This is a genomic window from Variovorax sp. Sphag1AA, assembly GCF_014192575.1.
GTDB lineage: Bacteria > Pseudomonadota > Gammaproteobacteria > Burkholderiales > Burkholderiaceae_C > Variovorax.
Genome location: NZ_JACHYC010000001.1, coordinates 867,918 through 887,526, shown reverse-complemented (window position 1 = coordinate 887,526; position 19,609 = coordinate 867,918). Strand labels below are relative to the sequence as shown.

Genomic DNA, 19,609 nt, shown 5'->3' with positions numbered 1-19,609 from the left:
GACGCCGAACGAGAGGGAAACCGAGGGGGAAATCGAGGGAGAAACGGGACGGGGCACACATGGCCCGCACGTTATCATCCCGGCCTCGGGTGGCGGCCGTTCCCGTGGGTGCCGGCCAGTGAAATTTTCCTTACAAATCAACACCTTGGCATAGGGCCGACCAGTCGTGCGTCTCAACTCCATCAAGCTATCCGGCTTCAAGTCGTTCGCCGAACCCACCAATTTCCTGCTTCCCGGCCAACTCGTCGGGGTCGTCGGCCCCAACGGCTGCGGCAAGTCGAACATCATGGACGCGGTGCGCTGGGTGCTCGGCGAATCGCGCGCCTCCGAGCTGCGCGGCGAGTCGATGCAGGACGTCATCTTCAACGGCACGACCACGCGCAAGCAGGCGAGCCGTTCGAGCGTCGAGCTGGTTTTCGACAACGCCGACCATCGCGCCGGCGGCCAGTGGTCGCAGTTCGCCGAGATCGCAGTCAAGCGCGTGCTGACCCGCGACGGCAACTCGAGCTACTACATCAACAACCAGCCGGTTCGTCGCCGCGACGTGCAGGACGTGTTCCTCGGCACCGGCCTCGGTCCTCGTGCCTACGCAATCATCGGGCAGGGGACGATCAGCCGGATCATCGAGTCCAAGCCTGAGGAACTGCGGCTCTTTCTCGAAGAGGCCGCGGGCGTTTCCAAATACAAGGAACGCCGCCGCGAAACCGAGAACCGGCTCGGCGACACGCGCGAGAACCTCACCCGGGTCGAAGACATCCTGCGTGAACTCAACAGCAACCTCGAGAAGCTCGAAAAGCAGGCTGAAGTCGCTGCGCGCTACAACACGCTGCAAGCAGATGCCACGCGCAAGCAGCATCAGCTCTGGTTCCTGAAGCGCGGAGAGAGCGAGTCGGACCAGACCCGCATCAAGCTCGACGCCGAAAAGGCGCTCAACGATCTCGAGTCGCGCACCGCCGATTTGCGCCACGTCGAAGCGGAGCTCGAAACCATCCGCCAGGCGCACTACTCGTCTGGCGACCAGGTCAACCAGGCGCAGGGCAAGCTTTACGAAGCCAGCGCTGAAGTAGGACGCCTCGAAGGCGAGATCCGCTTCGTGGTCGAAGGCCGCCAGCGCGTCGAGCAGCGTCTCGTGCAACTGCGCGAGCAGATCGCGCAATGGAACGCACGGCGTGAAGATGCCGAAGCCGAGATCGAAACCCTCGCTGGCCAGGGCGTGAACGCCGAAGAGCAGGCCGAACTGCTCGCCGCCCAGCTCGAAGAGCATGACGCGCGCATGCCCGAACTGGAAGATGCGCAGCAGCGCGCTCAAAACGAGGCCAATGCACAGCGGGCCGCGGTCGCGCAGGTGCAGCAGCAGATTCAGGTGCTGGCCGCCGACCAGCGCAACATCGAAGAGCAGAGCCGGCAACTCAACCAGCGCGCCGAGCGGCTGCGCAGCGACCAGAACGCACTTGCCGCGCCCGACGAAGCGCGTCTGCAGGACATGCAGGAGCAGCTCGCCGCTGCGCAGGAAGCTTCTGCAGAAGCCGAAGCGCGCCTGCACGAATTGCAGGATTCCGTTCCGCAGCTCGACGAGGAACGCCGCAACCGCCAGCAGACGGTGAACACCGAAGGTGCGCGGCACGCGGAACTGGCCGCACGTCTGGAAGCGCTCAAGGCGCTGCAGGAAAAGGTCAAGACCGACGGCAAGCTCGCGCCGTGGCTCGCCAAGCACGGACTCGAAAGCCTGCAAGGTCTGTGGAGCCGCATCCACATCGAGCAGGGCTGGGAAAACGCCCTCGAAGCCGCGCTCCGCGAACGCCTGGGTGCGCTCGAAGTCAGCCGGCTCGACATGGTCCGCGCCTTCGGCAATGACGCGCCGCCAGCCAAGCTCGCCTTCTACTCGCCGCCTTCGGCACCGACGCCGCAAGGTGAAGGCGCTTTGCCCCGCCTCTCGTCGCTGCTTCGACTGAGCGACGCGGGCCAGCAGGCGCTGCTCGAAGAATGGCTGCACGGCTGTTTCACCGCGCAGACGCTCGAAGAAGCGCTGGCACAGCGCGACCAGCTCAAGGCCGGTCAGGTCATCTACGTCAAGAGCGGACACGCGGTCACCGCGCACAGTGTCAGCTTCTACGCGCAGGATTCCGAACAAGCCGGTTTGCTGGCGCGCCAGCAGGAAATGGAAAACCTGGAGCGCCAGTTGCGCGCCCAGACGCTCATCGCGGAAGAATCGCGCACGGCGCTCTCGCGGGCCGAGTCGGCGTATGCCGATGCGGCCCAACGGCTCGTCACCGCACGCCGCGAGGCTGCTGACACGCAATCGCGCGCGCACGAGTTGCAGGTCGAGACGCTGCGCCTCACGCAGCTCGCCGAACAGACCCGCGCGCGCAGCGAGCAGCTCTCCAGCGACCTCGGCGAAGTCACTGCCCAACTCGAGGAACTCCAGGAACGCCGCATCACGGCCGAGTCGCGTTTCGAAGAGCTCGACATGCAGCTCGCCGACAGCCAGGAGCGCCACGCGCAGCTCGATGAACGCGTGATCGAAGCCGCCCGCGTGCTCGCCGCGAGCCGCGAGCAGCATCGCAGCCTTGAACGCCAGGCGCAGGAAGCGACCTTCGCGCAGCGGTCGCTGGAAGCCCGTCGCGCCGAACTCAGTCGCGCCATCGAGACCGCCTCGCAGCAAAACACGTCGCTGGCAGACGAAGATGAACGCGCACGCGCCGAACTGGGTCGTCTGTCGGATGCGGCAGCGCAAGCCGGTCTGCAGGATGCCCTGTCGGTCAAGCTCGAACGCGAAGCTGCGCTGGGCGCTGCGCGCAGCCAGTACGACGACCTCACGCTCAAGCTGCGGGCCAGCGACGAGCGCCGCCTCCTGCTCGAACGAGGGCTCGACCCGCTGCGCCAGCGCATCACCGAATTCCAGCTCAAGGAACAGGCTGCGCGCCTGGGCTTCGAGCAGTACCAGCAACTGCTGACCGATGCCCAGGCCGACCTCGAAGCGATCGCACAGTCGATCGAGACCGACAAGGTGCGTCTGAGCGGTCTGCAAAGCGAGATCGATCGCCTCAATCGCGAAGTGGTCGCGCTCGGTGCGGTCAACCTCGCCGCGCTCGACGAACTTGCCGTGGCGCGCGAACGCAAGACCTTCCTCGATTCGCAGTCCGCCGACCTCAACGAGGCCATCGGCACGCTCGAAGACGCGATCCGCAAGATCGACGGCGAAACGCGCGAATTGCTCGGTGGCACCTTCAAGATCGTCAACGACCACTTCAGCCGGATGTTCCCGGAGCTGTTCGGCGGCGGCAATGCCAAGCTGATGATGACCGGCGACGAGATCCTCGACTCCGGTGTGCAGGTCATGGCGCAGCCGCCGGGCAAGAAGAACCAGACCATCCATCTGCTCTCGGGCGGCGAAAAGGCGCTCACCGCTATCGCGCTCGTGTTCGCGATCTTCCAGCTCAACCCGGCGCCGTTCTGCCTGCTGGACGAAGTGGACGCGCCGCTCGACGACGCCAACACCGAGCGCTACGCCAAGCTCGTGACCTCCATGAGCCGTGAGACGCAGTTCCTCTTCATCAGCCACAACAAGATCGCGATGGAAATGGCCGAGCAACTCATTGGGGTGACCATGCAGGAGCAGGGTGTCTCGCGCATCGTCGCGGTGGACATGGAATCGGCCGTTTCGATGGTCGAGGCTGCATGAGCAGCCTTACCGTCGCACTCGCCATCCTGGGCGGCCTCACCCTTGCCGCAGTGGTCGGCTACAACGCATGGACCTCGCACCGCAACGCCCCGCGTCAGCCTGATGCACGGAACTCGCAGTTGCCCGAGCAGGACGACGACGATGCGCCGCAGGAAGACCGCGAGCCGGTGCTTCACGTCGATCCGCATCAGGTGACAGGCGCCGAGCGACACGAGCCGCTATTCGACCCGGCGCTGCCCGCACCGAGCGCGCTGCCCGTGCCATCGGCCGAGCGCCGTGGCGGCCTGGATCCGCTGATCGACGTCATCGCGCCGATTTCCCTCGAAGGGCTGGCTTCCGGCGATGCGGCGATTGCCGCGATGCCGGCCACGCGCCGGGCCGGCAGCAAGCCGGTGGCGATCGAAGGCCTCAATGAACACACGGGCGCTTGGGAGCCGGCGGTGCAGGGCCAGCGGTACAGCGCCTTCCAGGTCGGCGTGCAACTCGCCAATCGCACCGGCGCGCTCAACGAGATCGAGTACTCGGAGTTCGTCGTCAAGGCGCAAGCCTTTGCGGATGCCGTCAACGGCGCACCTGAGTTTCCCGAGATGCTCGACGAAGTCGCACGAGGGCGCGAACTCGATCAATTCGCCAGCTCGCACGACGCGCAATTGAGCTTCGTGCTGCGCGCACGACACGCCGCATGGAGCCCTGGCTATGTGCAGCAGAACGCCTCCCGTCTCGGCTTCGTGCCGGGCATGATCCCGGGCCGCATGGTGCTGCCGGCGGCTGAACTGGGCCTGCCGCCGATCCTCGGGCTGTCGTTCGACACGCAGGCTGCGCTGGCCGACGATCCTGCGCAGTCGGCAATCCGCGAGCTTTCGATCAGCCTCGACGTGCCGCAGGTCGACCGCGAGGAAAAGCCATTCGAACGGATGCGTGACGCCGCTGCGGCGCTGGCGCGCGACATGGATGGCATCGTGACCGACAGCGACGGCCAGGCGCTGCGCGACGAGACCATGGACGCAATCGGCGTCGATCTCGAGCAGCTTTACGACACCCTTGACGCGCGTGATCTGTCGGCGGGTTCGCCTCTCGCGCGCCGCCTGTTCAACTAATTGCCGCTCTTCGGGAGACCCGCATGACGACGCGCGACGACGCGGCCCGCGAGGCCGCCGCATTGAGCGAACAGCTCCATCGCCATTCGCACCTCTACTACGTGCTCGACGCGCCGGAAATCCCGGATGCGGAGTACGACAAGCTCTTCCAGCGCCTGCAGGCACTCGAAGCCGAATACCCCGAACTGCGCACGTCCGATTCGCCGACCCAGCGCGTTGGCGGGAAGCCGCTCGAGGGTTTCACCAAGGTGCGTCACAAGGTGCCGATGCTGTCCATCCGCACCGAGACCGACATCACGCCCGCCGGCGCCAGCGCCTTCGACGCGCGGGTGCGCCGGGAGCTGGGGCTCGCCGAAGACGGCGCGCAGGTCGAATATGTGTGCGAACTCAAGTTCGACGGTCTGGCGATCAACCTTCGCTACGAAAACGGCGTGCTGGTGCAGGCTGCGACCCGCGGCGATGGCGAGATCGGCGAAGACGTGACCCAGAACATCCGCACGGTGCAGCAGATTCCGCTGCGGCTGCACGGTGAGGCTTCGAAGATTCCGCCGGTGGTGGAAGTGCGCGGCGAGGTCTACATGCGCCGCGACGATTTCGAGAAGCTGAACGAACGCCAGCGCCAGAAGATCGCCGATGGGCAGAAGAACGAGAAGGTCTTCGTCAATCCGCGCAATGCGGCGGCAGGCGCGGTTCGCCAGCTCGATCCGGCGATTGCGGCGGATCGGCCGCTGAGCTTCTTTGCCTATGGACTCGGAGAAGTCACATCGCCCGACCAGGGCGGCCCGGAATACGCCACACAGTTCGATTGGCTGCAGCAGTTCGGCGCCTGGGGCTTTCCGGTGGCGCAGCAGACGACCCGTGCGCGTGGCGCGATCGAACTGATCGCCTTTCACGAGAACATCGGGCGACAGCGCGACGCCTTGCCCTACGACATCGACGGGGTGGTCTACAAGGTTGATAGCCTGGAACTGCAGCGTCAGCTTGGCTTCGTTTCGCGCGAGCCACGCTGGGCGGTCGCGCACAAGTACCCGGCGCAAGAACAGCTCACGCAGGTGGTGGGCATCGAGGTGCAGGTCGGCCGCACCGGCAAGCTCACCCCGGTTGCCAAGCTCGCGCCGGTGTTCGTCGGCGGGGTTACGGTGACCAACGCCACGCTGCACAACGAGGACGAAGCCCGGCGCAAGGACGTGCGGGTGGGCGACACCGTGATCGTCCGCCGCGCTGGCGATGTGATTCCCGAAGTGGTCGGCGTGGTGCCGGAAAGCGCGCAGCGCCCGGACGGCGAGCGCGGTCCGATCTTCACGATGCCGCACAAGTGCCCGGTCTGCGATTCGGACGCGGTGCGCGAAGAGGGCGAGGTGGACTATCGCTGCACGGGCGGGTTGTTCTGCGGTGCGCAGCGCAAGGAAGCGATCCTGCACTACGCGCAGCGCCGCGCGGTGGACATCGAAGGCCTCGGCGACAAGCTGGTCGAGCAGATGGTCGACGGCAATCTCATTCGGACGCTGCCTGATCTCTACAAGCTCGGTCTCGTCACGCTCGCTGGGCTCGACCGGATGGCCGAAAAGTCGGCCAAGAACCTCATCGACGCGCTGGAGTCGTCGAAGAAGACCACGCTGCCGCGCTTTCTCTTCGGGCTGGGCATCCGGCACATCGGCGAAACCACCGCGAAGGATCTTGCGCGCCATTTCGGCAAGCTCGACGCGATCATGGATGCGACCGAGGAGCAGCTGCTCGAAGTCAACGACGTCGGACCGGTGGTCGCGCAGAGCCTGCACACGTTCTTCGGCCAGCCGCACAACCGGGAGGTGGTCGAGCAGCTTCGCGCGGCCGGCGTGCACTGGGAGGAAAGCGAGCCCGAAGCACGGACGCCCAAGCCGCTGGCGGGCAAGACCTTCGTGCTGACCGGCACGCTGCCGACCTTGAGCCGCGACGAAGCCAAGGACATGCTGGAAGCCGCGGGCGCGAAGGTGGCGGGCTCGGTCAGCAAGAAGACCGACTATGTCGTCGCCGGCGCCGAGGCGGGAAGCAAGCTCGAGAAGGCCCAGTCCCTGGGCGTGGCGGTAATCGACGAAGCGGGGATGCTGGAGATCCTGCGGAACGGGCTCTGAGCCGCGCGCTCAAAGGTTGACGACCCGGCTTTACAAGCGCCGGGTGAGCGCGCTGTCAACAACGGTGGCATGCTGGCGTTGAACACAGACGAGTGACCAGGAGTGCGTCATGAACGGAGTTCGTCTTCTCGGGGCCTTGATCGTGGCAGGCGGCGCAGTCGTGCTGGGAGGCTGTGTGGCGGTCCCTGCCGGCGGGTACTACAACGGCGGCGTCGTGTATTCGCAGCCGGCCTACACCTATCCCTATTCCTACTACCCGTACTACGGCTACGGCTGGCCGTCGGTCTATCTCAGCGGCTTCTATGGCGGCTACTACGGTCGTGGGTATTACGGGCGGCCGTACTACGGCTATGGGCGGTATCCGTACTGGGGCCACGCCGGCTACTACGGCGGGTATCGCGGTGGCGCGGGTTGGGCACGGCGGGGACGGGTCTGAAGGCTGAGCGTCGCGTCACGATAATGGCGCGATGGCCATCCGCGAAATCCTGAAAATGGGCGACCCCCGATTGCTGCGCGTCGCGCAGCCGGTCGCCGAATTCGACACCGACGAACTCCACCTGCTGGTGCGGGACATGTTCGAGACCATGCACGCCGTCAACGGCGCCGGGCTGGCAGCACCGCAGATCGGGGTCGACCAGCAACTGGTGATCTTCGGGACCGACACGGTCAACCCCCGCTACCCGGACGCACCGATCGTGCCTCGTACGGTGCTGGTCAATCCGGTCATCACGCCGATCGGCGTGGAAGAGGAAGAGGGCTGGGAAGGGTGCCTCTCGGTGCCGGGCCTGCGTGGCGTGGTGCCGCGCTTCGCCAACATCCGCTATACCGGCTTCGATCCGTATGGCGATCCGATCGACCGGACCGTGAGCGGCTTTCACGCCCGGGTGGTCCAGCACGAGGTGGACCACTTGCTCGGCAAGCTCTACCCGATGCGTGTCCGCGATTTCTCGCGCTTCGGCTTCACCGAGGTCCTGTTTCCAGGCCTCGATGCGGGTGAAGACGACTGAAGATCAGTTGTAGCGTCCGCCCGTGCCGCCGACGCTGAAGCGGCCGGCGCCGAGGAGGGCGACCGCGATCGCGCCGAAGAGGAACATGCCTTGCAGTTCGAGCGCCCAGCCGCCGCTCTTGCCCAGTTCCCACAGTTGGCCGGTATGGGCCAGCCAGATCGCCACCACCATGTTGATCGCCACGATCCATCCGGCCGCACGGGTGTAGATGCCGGCGATGAGAAGCACGGGCGCGAGGACTTCTCCCACATAGACCAGATACGCCACGGCGCCGGGAACGCCGTGCGAACTCAGCATGTTCGCGATGCCGCCGACCCCGCCGCCGCGGAGCTTGGCGATGCCGTGCAGCAAGATCAGGATACCCAAGGCGACGCGCAGAACGAACTTGCCGGTGTCATCGGAACGAATCATGGTCGAGTAATCCTCTTTTCGAGTGAGTTGAAAAAACCGCCGATTGTGGTCGATGTTTATGTGCGGAAACGAATGTGCAGCTAACGGGCTGTTCTTTGGCAGATGTCCGCGACCCCTCGTAAACTGCCCGCTGCCGTCAATTCCGACAAGACAGATCAAGAGGGGTTCCGAATGAACAAGGCTTTCCGTCCCGCGCTGGCCGCCGTGGCCGCCATCCTGGCTTTCGCCGCCGCGCCGGCCTTCGCCGGCAAGACGCTCGATGCGGTGAAGCAGCGCGGCACCGTCAAGTGCGGCGTGACCAACGGTGTGGCCGGCTTCTCGGCGCCCGACACGCAGGGCAACTGGTCGGGCCTCGACGTCGACACCTGTCGTGCGGTCGCTGCGGCGGTGCTTGGCGACGGCAAGAAGGTCGAATTCGTGCCGCTCAATTCGCAGCAGCGCTTCTCCGCACTGCAGGCCGGCGAGATCGACATCCTCGCGCGCAACACCACCTGGACGCTGACGCGGGATGCATCGCTCGGCTTCCACTTCACGACCATCACGTACTTCGACGGGCAGGGCTTCCTGGTGCCGAAGAAGCTCAAGGTGACGAGCGCCAAGCAGCTCAAGAACGCCACCATCTGCACACAGGCAGGCACCACCAACGAGAAGAACGTCGCCGACTACTTCAAGGCGCAGAACATCCCGGTGAAGACGGTGGTGTTCGAGAGCTTCGAGGCTTCGTTCAAGGCCTTCTTCGCCGGCCGCTGCCAGGCTTTCACGACCGACACCTCCGCGCTTGCGGGCTTGCGCAACAAGGAAGCGCCGAATCCCGATGACTACGTCATCCTGCCCGAGCTGATCTCCAAGGAGCCGCTGGCGCCGCTGGTGCGCCGAGGCGACGACGAATGGTTCGCCATCGTCAAATGGGTGCCGAACGCGCTCATCGAGGCCGAGGAATTCGGCGTCACGCAGGCCAACGTCGACGAACTGAAGGCCAACAGCAAGGACCCGGCACAGATGCGCCTCGTCGGCACCGGCGATGACCTCGGCAAGCTGCTGGGGCTGGACAAGGAATGGTCGTATCGCGCGATCAAGGCCGTGGGCAACTACGGCGAGATCTTCGAGCGCAATGTCGGGCCCAAGTCCGTGCTGAAGCTGCCGCGCGGAACGAACAACCTCTGGAACAAGGGCGGGCAGATGTACGGACTGCCGGTTCGATGAGCCAGCAGGCAGCCAGCGGGCGCCGCTCCGTCTGGGTCGCCTGGATCGTTCAGGCGCTGCTGATCGCGGCAATCATCGGCGGCGTCTTCTGGCTCGTGAACCATGCCCTGGAGGTGCTGCGTGCGCGCGGCGTGCGTTCGGGATTCGACTTCCTGTTGCAGCCCGCGGGCTTCGAGATATCCGAAGGGTGGCTGGACTTCAGCTCGGGTCAACCGTTCTGGCGTGCGTTTCTCGCCGGGTTGATCAATACGGTTCGTGCCGCGATCCCGGCCGCCGTGATGGCGGTCGTCCTGGGCACCTTGCTAGGCATCGGTCGGCTGGCGCCCCATGTGCTGGTGCGCGGGCTGTGCGGGCTCTACGTGCAGTTGGTGCGCAACGTGCCGCTGCTGGTGCAGTTGCTGATGCTGTACTTCGCGCTCACGCAACTGCTGCCGGATTCGACTGAGCCGATCGAACTGCTCGACGGCTTCTGGCTCAGCAAGGGCGGGTTGTCGATGCCATGGCCCGTCGCGGACGAGGGCAGCTTCTGGCCCAGTCATTTCGAGTGGCCTGAGCGCGGCAGCTTCAATGTCAGCGGCGGGGCGGCACTGAGCCCGGAGTACCTCGCAGTCGTGATCGCGCTGGGGCTCTACACGGCAGCCTTTGTCGCGGAGATCGTGCGCGCCGGGATCACTTCGGTGTCGCAAGGGCAGAAGCTCGCGGCACAGGCGCTGGGCCTTTCGCCGGTGCAGCAGCTTCGCATCGTCGTGCTGCCGCAGGCACTGCGCGTGATCGTGCCCGCGCTCACCAATCAACTCCTGAGCCTCACGAAGAATTCCTCGCTGGCCGTGGCTGTGGGGTATCCGGAACTGGTGTCGATTGCGAACACGTCGCTCAACTCGACCGGACGCGCCTTCGAGTGCATCGCGGTGATCATGGCGGTGTACCTCGGGCTCTCGTTGCTCATTTCAGCCGCGATGAATCGGTACAACGCGCGCGTCGCGCTGAGGGGGTGGCGTTGATCGGCGCCGCGCGTCCTCCCATCGAATGGCGCAAGGAGTTGTGGGGATCGCCCCTTCGGGCGGCGTTTACCGTGGTGCTCGTCGCGCTGTTCGCATGGGCCGGCTACTACGTGATCGAGTGGGCGGTGGTGCACGCGGTGTTCCGGCCCGATGCGGAAGCGTGCCGCGCATTGCAGCATGGTGCGTGCTGGGGTGTGATTGCCGAGAAATGGCGGCCGATTCTCTTCGGCCGCTATCCCTACGAAGACCAATGGCGGCCGGCCGTGGCGGTGATCGTGCTGTCGCTGACCACGATGCTGAGCGCATGGCCGCGCACCTGGCGGTGGTGGCTCCTGCCAGTCTGGCTGGTGTCGCTTGCGCTGTTCCTCGTGCTGATGCGCGGCGGTGTGCTGGGGCTCGAATCCGTGCCGACGAACCGCTGGGGCGGCTTGCCGCTCACCATCGGACTCGCGGTGGTCGGTCTGGCGTTGGCATTTCCGCTGTCTTTGGCGCTAGCCCTAGGCCGGCGCTCGCAATGGCCGGTGGTTCGCACGCTCTGCGCCACCTACATCGAACTGGTGCGTGGCGTGCCATTGATCTCGGTGCTGTTCATGGCCTCGTTCCTGCTGCCGCTGTTGTGGCCGGCGGGCTGGCAGCCCGACGTGCTGCTGCGGGTGCTGGCCGGGCTGTCGCTGTTCGTCGCGGCGTATCTGGCCGAGATCATCCGGGGCGGCCTGCAGGCCGTGCCGCGCGGGCAGACCGAAGTGGCGATGGCGCTCGGCTTCGGCCGCTGGCCGGTGCAGCGCGACATCGTCCTGCCGCAGGCCCTGCGGCTGGTGGTCCCCGCGCTGACCAATAGCGTGGTCGGCACGCTGAAAGACACCTCGCTGGTCACCGTCGTCGGACTGTTCGAGCTGACCGGCGCCCTTGGACTCGCTCTCGGCGGCGATCCGACCTGGCGGCCGTTCTACCTCGAGGGCTACCTCTTCATTGCGCTGGTGTATTGGGTGCTGTGCTTCGGGCTGTCGCGCTACAGCGTGTGGTTGGAGCGGCGGCTGGCTGTCGGGCACCTGCAGCCGGAACCCTGATCAGGCCTTGCGGGCCACCAGCTCGGCATAGCCGGTGCGCGCATCCGGCTCGCGGCTGAAGTGCCATTCAGGCAGCCACGCGATCAGCACTTCTGCGGTGGTGCGGACGATGCAGCCGGGCGCGACATGACCACCGAGCACACGCCCGTCGGCGTCGGCAATGCTGATGTGCAGGTGGGAACCGTTGGTCGCGAGCGAACCGGACAGCGTCAGGATTTCAAGATCGCCGCTCAGCGTCTGGGCAGCGTCGGCACCCGCGAGCCGGATGCTCGCTGCGCTCAGGCTGCCGATGCCCGCGATGACGAAGCCGGCCGCAGAGCCCTGTGTAGCGAGCGCTGCATCGAGTGCAGCGCGAAGATCGTCACCAGGGTTCAGGCGTAGAGGCGTGACAGCCAAGATCGCCTCCTCAATGCGTCAGGCCGCGAGCGCGTCGAGCAGTTCGGTTTCGATCGCCGCCTGCGCGCGCTGCCCCTGCAATTCGGGGCCGCTGATCAGGAAGGTATCTTCCACGCGCTCGCCGAGCGTCGTGACCTTGGCGAGTTGCAGATTCAGGTGATGGCGTGCCAGCACCCGCGCCACCGAGTAGAGCAATCCTGCCCGGTCGCTTGCGGAGATGTTGAGCAGCCAGCGCTGCGCCTTCTCGTCCGGCAGCAGGCTGACGCGCGGCTTGATCGGAAAGCTGCGCACCCGGCGCGACACGCGGCCCTTGCTTGGCGTCGGCAATGGCCCGGCTTCGCTCAGCGTCTTGGCGAGCCCCGCTTCGACCATGTTGATGAGATCGCGGTAGTGCTCGGGGATGAAGGTGGTGATGACCTGGAAGGTGTCCAGCGCGAAGCCGTTGCTTGTCGTGTACACCTTGGCGTCAAGAATGCTGAACGATGCCTGGTCGAAGTAGCCGCAGATGCGCACGAACAGGTCCGGCTGGTCCGGCGTGTAGACCGCGACCTGCAGGCCCTCGCCCACAGGCGAGATTCGCGCCCGCACGATCGGCGGCCGGTGCAGGTCGACCGGAACGCCGGCCGGTGGCACATGGTAGGAAAGCTGCCGCGCGTGCCAGGCGATCTCCGAGGGATCGTGACGCATGAAGTAGCTCACATCGAGCGTGTCCCACAACGCCTTGTGTGCTTGGAGCGGTTCGGCATGGAGCGCGAGCTGCGCGATCGCGTCGCGCTTGCGCGCTTCGATCTCGGCACCCGGATCGGGCATGCGGCCGCCTAGTGCACGCAGCGTGAAGCGATAGAGGTCTTCGAGCAGCTTGCCCTTCCACGCATTCCACACGCGCGGCGAGGTCCCGCGGATATCGGCCACGGTGAGCAGGTAGAGGGCCGTGAGGTAGCGTTCGTTGCCCACGCGCTTTGCGAACGCGGCAATCACTTCCGGGTCGCCGAGGTCCTGCTTCTGCGCAACCTGGCTCATCACCAGGTGTTCGGCGACCAGGAATTCGATCAGTTTGGCGTCTTCCCGCGCGATCTCGTGTTGTCGGCAGAAGCGCCGCACGTCGCGCGCGCCCAGCGTCGAATGATCGCCGCCGCGCCCCTTGGCGATGTCGTGGAAGAGGGCGGCGATGTAGAGGATCCAGGGCTTGTCCCATCCTGCAGCGAGCTGCGAGCAGCCGGGGTACTCGTGCGCATGCTCCGCGATAAAGAAGCGCCGCACATTGCGCAACACCATCAGGATGTGCTGGTCCACCGTGTAGACGTGGAACAGGTCGTGCTGCATCTGCCCCACGATGCTGCGGAACACGCGCAGGTAGCGGCCCAGCACCGAAGTCTGGTTCATGAGCCGCAGCGCGTGCGTGATGCCGCGCGGCTGCAGCAGCATCCGCATGAAGACCTTGTGGTTCTCAGGATCGTTGCGGAACTTGCTGTCCATCACGTGGCGCGCGTTGTAGAGCGCGCGCAGCGTGCGCGCCGACAGGCCGGTGACGCCGATGGTCTTCTGGAAGAGCAGGAAGGTTTCGAGGATCGCGTGCGGCTCTTTGACGTAGAGGTCGTCGCTCGCGACCTCGATCATTCCGCCCTTCTCGAAGAAGCGTTCGTTGATCGGCGTCGGCTGGTCGGCCTGCGGTTGCAGCCGGTCGGCGATGTTGAGCAGCAGGATCTGGTTGAGCTGCGAGACCGCCTTGGCCGCCCAGTAGTAGCGGCGCATCAGCGCCTCGCTGGCCTTGCGCTGCGATTCGCCGACGTAGCCGAAGGTCGCCGCAACGGCGGTTTGGAGGTCGAACACCAACCGGTCTTCGCGGCGGTTGGCAGTCACGTGGAGGCGGGCGCGAATCAGGCTGAGCAACGCTTCGTTGCGCTTGATCTGCTGCACCTCGAAGGTGGTGGCGAGGCCGTTCTTCGCCAAGTCGTCCCAGCGATTGCCGAATCCGGCCGCCTTGGTCGCCCAGAGGATGATCTGCAGGTCGCGCAGGCCGCCGGGCGATTCCTTGCAGTTGGGTTCGAGCGCGTAGGGCGTGTTCTCGAACTTCTGGTGGCGGTGACGCATCTCCTGCGTCTTGGCCGTGAAGAAGGCGAGCGGGTCGATGGCGGCCAGAAAGCGCTTGCGGAACCCGGCATACAGCTTTTTGTCGCCGGCAATCAGGCGCGATTCGAGCAGGGAGGTCTGGACCGTGACGTCTTTCGCCGCCTCGGCCAGGCATTCGGCGACGGTGCGCACGCTGGAGCCGATCTCCAGGCCCGCGTCCCAGCAATGGCCGATGAAGGCCTCGAGGCGCGAGGGGTCGACTTGCGATTCGCCCTCCGGCAGCAGCAACAGGACATCGACGTCGGAATAGGGGAACAGCTCGCCCCGCCCGAAGCCGCCAACGGCGACGAGCGCCAACTGGTTGCCGAAATCCGCATCGGTCCATAGCGCAGTGAGGGTTTCATCCGCCAGCGCCGCGAGCTGGCGCAGCACGGTGTGGACGCTGCGCGTCGGGGCGCGGGCGCTGCGGAGCTGGTCGAACAATGCCAGCTTGTGCGTGCGATAGGCGTCGCGCAGCGAAGGGATGTCCATCATGGCTCCCCTGAAGGGCACGCGCGGTTTCAAGCCGCGGCAGTGACGAAGGCGGGGGGCGGCGGGCTTCCGGCCGACAGCGTCAGCACTTCGTAGCCGGTCTCGGTGACCAGCACGGTGTGTTCCCACTGGGCAGAGAGCGAATGGTCGCGGGTGACGATCGTCCAGCCGTCGTACTGGCCGCCCTTGGCGTCTTCCTTGATGTCGCGCTTGCCGGCGTTGATCATCGGCTCGATGGTGAAGGTCATGCCGGGCTTGAGCTCTTCCAGCGTGCCCGGGCGGCCGTAATGCAGCACTTGCGGCTCTTCATGGAAGCCGCGGCCGATTCCGTGCCCGCAGAACTCGCGCACCACCGAGAAGCCGTTCCCTTCGGCAAAACGCTGGATCGCATGGCCGATGTCGCCGAGGTGGGCGCCGGGCTTGACCTTCATGATGCCGTGCCACATGGCGTCGTAGGTGAATGTGCACAGGCGCTTGGCCGCGATCGAGGCATCACCGACGACGAACATGCGACTCGTGTCGCCGTGCCAGCCGTCCTTGATGACGGTGATGTCGAGGTTGACGATGTCGCCCTTCTTGAGCGGCTTGTCGTTGGGGATGCCGTGGCAGACCACGTGGTTGACCGAAGTGCAGATCGACTTCGGGTAGGGCACGCTGCTGGCGCCCATGTAGTTCAGCGGTGCGGGGATCGCACCCTGGACCTGCGTGATGTAGTCGTGGGCGAGCTTGTCGATCTCGTTGGTGGTGACGCCGGGCTTGATGTGAGGGGTCAGGTAGTCCAGCACTTCGGATGCGAGGCGGCATGCCACGCGCATGCCGGCCACGCCTTCGGCGTCTTTGTAGGTAATGCTCATGGGCCGGAATTATCCCATTGACACCGCTAAAATTCAGAGTTCGCGCGGATGGCCCCAGTCAGCGGCTGCCGCCCTCTACGCTTTCTTCATCCTCAATCGGCCAGCCGGCCAACCTGAACGTGACGTTGCCCGTGAACCCGTCTTCCCATCCCGCCCATGTGGTGACTTTCTTCGAGGGCGGGAGCGCGCTCAGCGACTTCCGGACACGCCAACTGCTGCCGAGACTCCAGGCGGTGGAACCGCGGATCGAGGGCATCAGCGCCCGGTTCGTGCATCTGGTCAGCACCGACAAGGCGCTGGATCCAGCGGCCCAGGCGCAGTTTTCGGCGCTTCTGGGCTACGGCGAGCCCTTCGTCGCCCCGGCGAAGGCCGGTGCAACGGTCGTCGTCACGCCGCGTCTGGGCACCGTGTCGCCCTGGGCTTCGAAGGCCACCGATATCGCCCACAACTGCGGATTGGCCCTGCACCGCGTGGAGCGGGTCACCGAATACCACCTCACCCTAAAGGCGCCGCTGCTCGACAAGGCGCTGGGCAAAGCCGCCTCTCTTGACGGCGACAAGTTCGCTGCCGTCGCGGCCCTGCTGCACGACCGGATGACCGAATCCGTGCTGCCCCAGCTCGATGACGCCGCCGGCCTCTTCGCCGAACTGCCGCCGCAGCCGATGGCCCATGTCGACGTGCAGCACGGTGGCCGCGCCGCGCTGGTCGAAGCCAACAAGACCTTCGGCCTCGCGTTGGCCGAGGACGAGATCGACTACCTCGTGGACGCCTTCACCAAGCTGGGCCGCGACCCGAGCGACGTCGAACTGATGATGTTCGCGCAAGCCAACAGCGAGCATTGCCGCCACAAGATCTTCAACGCCGACTTCATCATCGACGGTCAGCCGCAGCCGCAGAGCCTGTTCTCGATGATCCGGCACACCGAACGCCAGAACCCGCAGCACACGGTCGTCGCCTACGCGGACAACGCCTCGATCATGGAAGGCCATGCGGTCGAGCGGTTCGTGGCCGCGGTCGGTTCGGCCGGCTACGCCAAGACCGACGCGACCAACCATGTGCTGATGAAGGTCGAGACGCACAACCACCCGACCGCGATTTCGCCGTTCCCCGGTGCGTCGACCGGTGCAGGCGGCGAAATCCGCGATGAAGGCGCAACCGGGCGCGGTTCGCGTCCCAAGGCAGGCTTGACCGGGTTTACCGTCTCCAAGCTCTGGCCGAAGGAAGGCAGCTACGGCAAGCCCGAGCACATCGCCAGCCCGCTGCAGATCATGACCGAGGGTCCGCTCGGCGGCGCCGCCTTCAACAACGAATTCGGCCGCCCGAACCTGCTCGGCTACTTCCGCGAATACGAGCAGGCCGCCGCGAGCGACGTCGATACCGTTCAGCGCGGGTATCACAAGCCGATCATGATCGCGGGCGGCCTTGGCAGCATCGACGCCACCCAGACCAAGAAGATCCAGTTTCCTGCGGGGGCCTTGCTGATCCAGCTCGGCGGCCCCGGCATGCGCATCGGCATGGGCGGCAGCGCGGCCAGCTCGATGGCCACCGGCGCGAACCTCGCCGAACTCGACTTCGATTCCGTCCAGCGCGGCAACCCCGAAATCGAGCGTCGGGCGCAGGAGGTCATCAACCACTGTTGGCAGCAGGGCGCGGCCAATCCGATCCTCGCAATCCACGACGTTGGTGCAGGCGGCCTGAGCAACGCGTTCCCCGAGCTGACCAACGATGCCGGCCGTGGGGCCCGCTTCGATCTGCGCGCGGTGCCGCTCGAAGAATCTGGCATGGCACCCAAGGAAATCTGGTGCAACGAAAGCCAGGAGCGCTACGTCCTGGCCATCGCGCCCGATTCGCTCGACCAGTTCCGCGCGTTCTGCGAACGTGAGCGCTGCCCGTTCGCGGTCGTCGGTGTCGCAACCGAGGCCCGCCAGCTTCTGCTCGCGGACGAGGGCGCTGACGACCAGCCCGTCGACATGCCGATGGACGTGCTGCTCGGCAAGCCGCCGAAGATGCTGCGCGACGTGAAGTCGGTCGTGCGCACCTTCAAGCCGCTGGACCTGACCGGCGTTGATCTGCAGAAGGCTGCGATCGACGTGCTGTCGCATCCGACCGTGGCATCGAAGCGGTTCCTGATCACGATCGGCGACCGCACCGTCGGTGGCCTGAGCCACCGCGACCAGATGGTGGGCCCGTGGCAGGTTCCGGTGGCCGATTGCGCGGTCACACTGGCCGACTACAAGGGTTTCGCTGGCGAAGCGATGAGCATGGGCGAACGCACGCCGCTGGCTGCGCTCGATGCGCCGGCTTCGGGCCGCATGGCGGTGGCCGAAGCGATCACGAACCTGCTGGCCGCGCCGATCGAGCTGTCGCGCGTCAAGCTGTCCGCCAACTGGATGGCCGCCTGCGGCGAGCCAGGCGAAGACGCGGCGCTCTATGAAACCGTCAAGGCGGTGGGCCTCGAACTCTGCCCGGCACTCGGCATTTCGATCCCCGTGGGCAAGGATTCGCTATCGATGCGCACGCAGTGGAAGGACGGCGGCGCCGACAAGAAGGTGACCTCACCGGTCAGCCTGATCGTCAGCGCCTTCGCGACGCTCGCGGATGTGCGCGGCACGCTCACGCCGCAACTCGACGCCACCGAGCCTGACACCACGCTGGTGCTCGTCGACCTGGGCCGCGGCCAGCATCGCATGGCTGGCAGCATCCTCGCGCAGACGCTGGAGCAGAGCGGCGATACGGTGCCCGATCTCGACGATCCGCAGGACCTCGTGAAGCTGGTGAATGCAGTCAATGCACTGCGCGCCGACGGCAAGATCCTCGCGATGCATGACCGCAGCGACGGCGGCCTGTTCGCGGCGGCCTGCGAAATGGCTTTCGCGGGCCACGTCGGTGTTGCGCTCAATGTCGACCTCCTGGTCACCGAAGGCGACGGCATCAGCGACAGCCGTGCCGAATACGGTGATGCCAAGAACTGGGCCGGACAGGTCAGTGCGCGACGCGAGGAACTCACGCTCAAGGCGCTCTTCAACGAAGAGCTCGGCATGCTGTTGCAGGTGCGCACCGCCGATCGCAACGACGTGATGCAAACCCTGCGCGCGCATGGCCTGAGCACCCACAGCCATTTCGTCGGCAAGACCCGTCCCGATAGTTCGTCGATGGACGCCGGCAAGGGCAAGGTCGAGGTGTGGCGCGATGCAAAGTCCGTCTTCAGCGCGAGCCTCAGCGACCTGCACCAGGTCTGGGACTCGGTGAGCTGGAAGATCTGCCGCGAGCGCGACAACCCCGATTGCGCCGATGCCGAACACGCGGCCGCAGGCGATGCGCAAGACCCGGGCATGCATGTGCACCTGCCCGACGGTGTTCTCGAGAACGTCGCCGCGCCGTTCCTGAAACTCGCCAGGCCGAAGGTCGCGATCCTGCGCGAGCAGGGCGTCAATTCGCACATCGAGATGGCCTACGCCTTCACCGAAGCGGGTTTCGAGGCCTTCGACGTGCACATGACCGATCTGCAGACGGGCAGGGCGGATCTGGCGAACTTCAAGGGCGTGGTGGCTTGTGGCGGCTTCAGCTACGGCGACACGCTGGGCGCCGGCATTGGCTGGGCGCGCAGCATCACCTTCAATCCGCGTCTGGCGGAGCAGTTCAAGGGCTTTTTCGGACGCACCGATACGTTCGGGCTGGGCGTGTGCAACGGATGCCAGATGTTCGCCGAGTTGGCCGACATCATCCCGGGCGCCGAAGCCTGGCCGCGCTTCACCACCAACCAGAGCGAGCGCTTCGAGGCACGCCTGTCGATGGTCGAAGTGCTCGATTCACCGAGCCTCTTCTTCGCCGGCATGGCGGGCAGCCGCCTGCCGATCGCGGTGGCGCACGGCGAGGGCTATGCCAACTTCCGACATCGCGGCGATCCCGCGAAGGCCATCGCTGCGATGCGTTACGTCGACAACCTCGGTCAAGCGACCGAGCGCTATCCGTTCAACCCCAACGGCAGCGCCGGCGGCCTGACCTCGGTGACCACCCCCGATGGTCGGTTCACCGCGCTGATGCCGCACCCCGAGCGCGTCTTCCGCAACATCCAGATGAGCTGGACCTCCGGCGACAAGAGCCAACTCAGCCCGTGGATGCGCATCTGGCGCAACGCGCGCAAGTGGGTGGGCTGATTCCAGCCTCCGCGCGAACAAA

13 protein-coding genes are annotated in these 19,609 nt (G+C 65.9%); 9 read left to right on the top strand and 4 right to left on the bottom strand.

The window, feature by feature from the left end:
• The first annotated feature begins 166 nt into the window (after positions 1 to 166).
• The 5 genes from smc to def all read left to right on the top strand — a co-directional run bounded on the left by smc (position 167) and on the right by def (position 7,897).
• Positions 167 to 3,682: a chromosome segregation protein SMC gene (gene smc, locus FHW64_RS04335; RefSeq protein WP_184523386.1), complete on the top strand. Its 3,516-nt coding sequence runs from the start codon at positions 167 to 169 to the stop codon at positions 3,680 to 3,682.
• A complete protein-coding gene (locus FHW64_RS04330) occupies positions 3,679 to 4,779 on the top strand; it encodes a cell division protein ZipA C-terminal FtsZ-binding domain-containing protein (protein ID WP_184523384.1) in 1,101 nt (366 codons plus the stop codon). The genes smc and FHW64_RS04330 overlap by 4 nt, the downstream gene beginning before the upstream one ends.
• Before the next feature lie 23 nt (positions 4,780 to 4,802).
• Positions 4,803 to 6,890: an NAD-dependent DNA ligase LigA gene (gene ligA, locus FHW64_RS04325; RefSeq protein ID WP_184523382.1), complete on the top strand. Its 2,088-nt coding sequence runs from the start codon at positions 4,803 to 4,805 to the stop codon at positions 6,888 to 6,890.
• Between the two features lie 109 nt (positions 6,891 to 6,999).
• Positions 7,000 to 7,326, top strand: coding sequence for a hypothetical protein (locus FHW64_RS04320; protein WP_184523380.1), 327 nt, complete (start codon positions 7,000 to 7,002; stop codon positions 7,324 to 7,326).
• A gap of 31 nt (positions 7,327 to 7,357) precedes the next feature.
• Positions 7,358 to 7,897 carry a peptide deformylase gene (def, locus tag FHW64_RS04315; protein ID WP_184523378.1) on the top strand — a complete coding sequence of 180 codons (540 nt, stop codon included), beginning with the start codon at positions 7,358 to 7,360 and terminating at the stop codon, positions 7,895 to 7,897.
• Between the two features lie 3 nt (positions 7,898 to 7,900).
• Here the strand turns inward: def and FHW64_RS04310 are convergent, their stop codons facing one another.
• The gene (locus FHW64_RS04310; protein ID WP_184523376.1) at positions 7,901 to 8,308 is read right to left on the bottom strand and encodes a DoxX family protein; all 408 of its coding nucleotides are present in this window, start codon (positions 8,306 to 8,308) and stop codon (positions 7,901 to 7,903) included.
• 171 nt (positions 8,309 to 8,479) lie between these two features.
• Here FHW64_RS04310 and FHW64_RS04305 point away from each other — a divergent pair, with 171 nt between their 5' ends.
• Genes FHW64_RS04305 through FHW64_RS04295 form a run of 3 tightly spaced genes read left to right on the top strand, consistent with a single transcriptional unit; the run spans position 8,480 to position 11,579 of the window.
• The gene (locus tag FHW64_RS04305; protein WP_184523374.1) at positions 8,480 to 9,511 is read left to right on the top strand and encodes an amino acid ABC transporter substrate-binding protein; all 1,032 of its coding nucleotides are present in this window, start codon (positions 8,480 to 8,482) and stop codon (positions 9,509 to 9,511) included.
• Positions 9,508 to 10,512: an amino acid ABC transporter permease gene (locus FHW64_RS04300; protein WP_184523372.1), complete on the top strand. Its 1,005-nt coding sequence runs from the start codon at positions 9,508 to 9,510 to the stop codon at positions 10,510 to 10,512. Before FHW64_RS04305 ends, FHW64_RS04300 begins: the two co-directional genes overlap by 4 nt.
• Complete coding sequence (locus tag FHW64_RS04295; protein ID WP_184524251.1) at positions 10,509 to 11,579, top strand: amino acid ABC transporter permease; 1,071 nt, start codon at positions 10,509 to 10,511, stop codon at positions 11,577 to 11,579. Before FHW64_RS04300 ends, FHW64_RS04295 begins: the two co-directional genes overlap by 4 nt.
• Here the strand turns inward: FHW64_RS04295 and FHW64_RS04290 are convergent, their stop codons facing one another.
• Genes FHW64_RS04290 through map form a run of 3 tightly spaced genes read right to left on the bottom strand, consistent with a single transcriptional unit; the run spans position 11,580 to position 15,430 of the window.
• Positions 11,580 to 11,975 (bottom strand): PPC domain-containing DNA-binding protein, encoded by a 396-nt coding sequence (locus FHW64_RS04290; protein ID WP_184523370.1) that lies wholly within the window; start codon positions 11,973 to 11,975, stop codon positions 11,580 to 11,582.
• Positions 11,976 to 11,993: 18 nt separating this feature from the next.
• Positions 11,994 to 14,579, bottom strand: a complete 2,586-nt coding sequence (locus FHW64_RS04285; protein WP_184523368.1) for a [protein-PII] uridylyltransferase — start codon at positions 14,577 to 14,579, stop codon at positions 11,994 to 11,996.
• A gap of 26 nt (positions 14,580 to 14,605) precedes the next feature.
• The gene (gene map / locus FHW64_RS04280) at positions 14,606 to 15,430 is read right to left on the bottom strand and encodes a type I methionyl aminopeptidase (protein ID WP_184523367.1); all 825 of its coding nucleotides are present in this window, start codon (positions 15,428 to 15,430) and stop codon (positions 14,606 to 14,608) included.
• 131 nt (positions 15,431 to 15,561) lie between these two features.
• Between map and purL the strand changes: the two genes are divergently transcribed.
• Entirely contained in the window at positions 15,562 to 19,587 is a 4,026-nt protein-coding gene (gene purL, locus FHW64_RS04275; protein WP_184523365.1) for a phosphoribosylformylglycinamidine synthase, read from the top strand.
• Positions 19,588 to 19,609 lie beyond the last annotated feature (22 nt).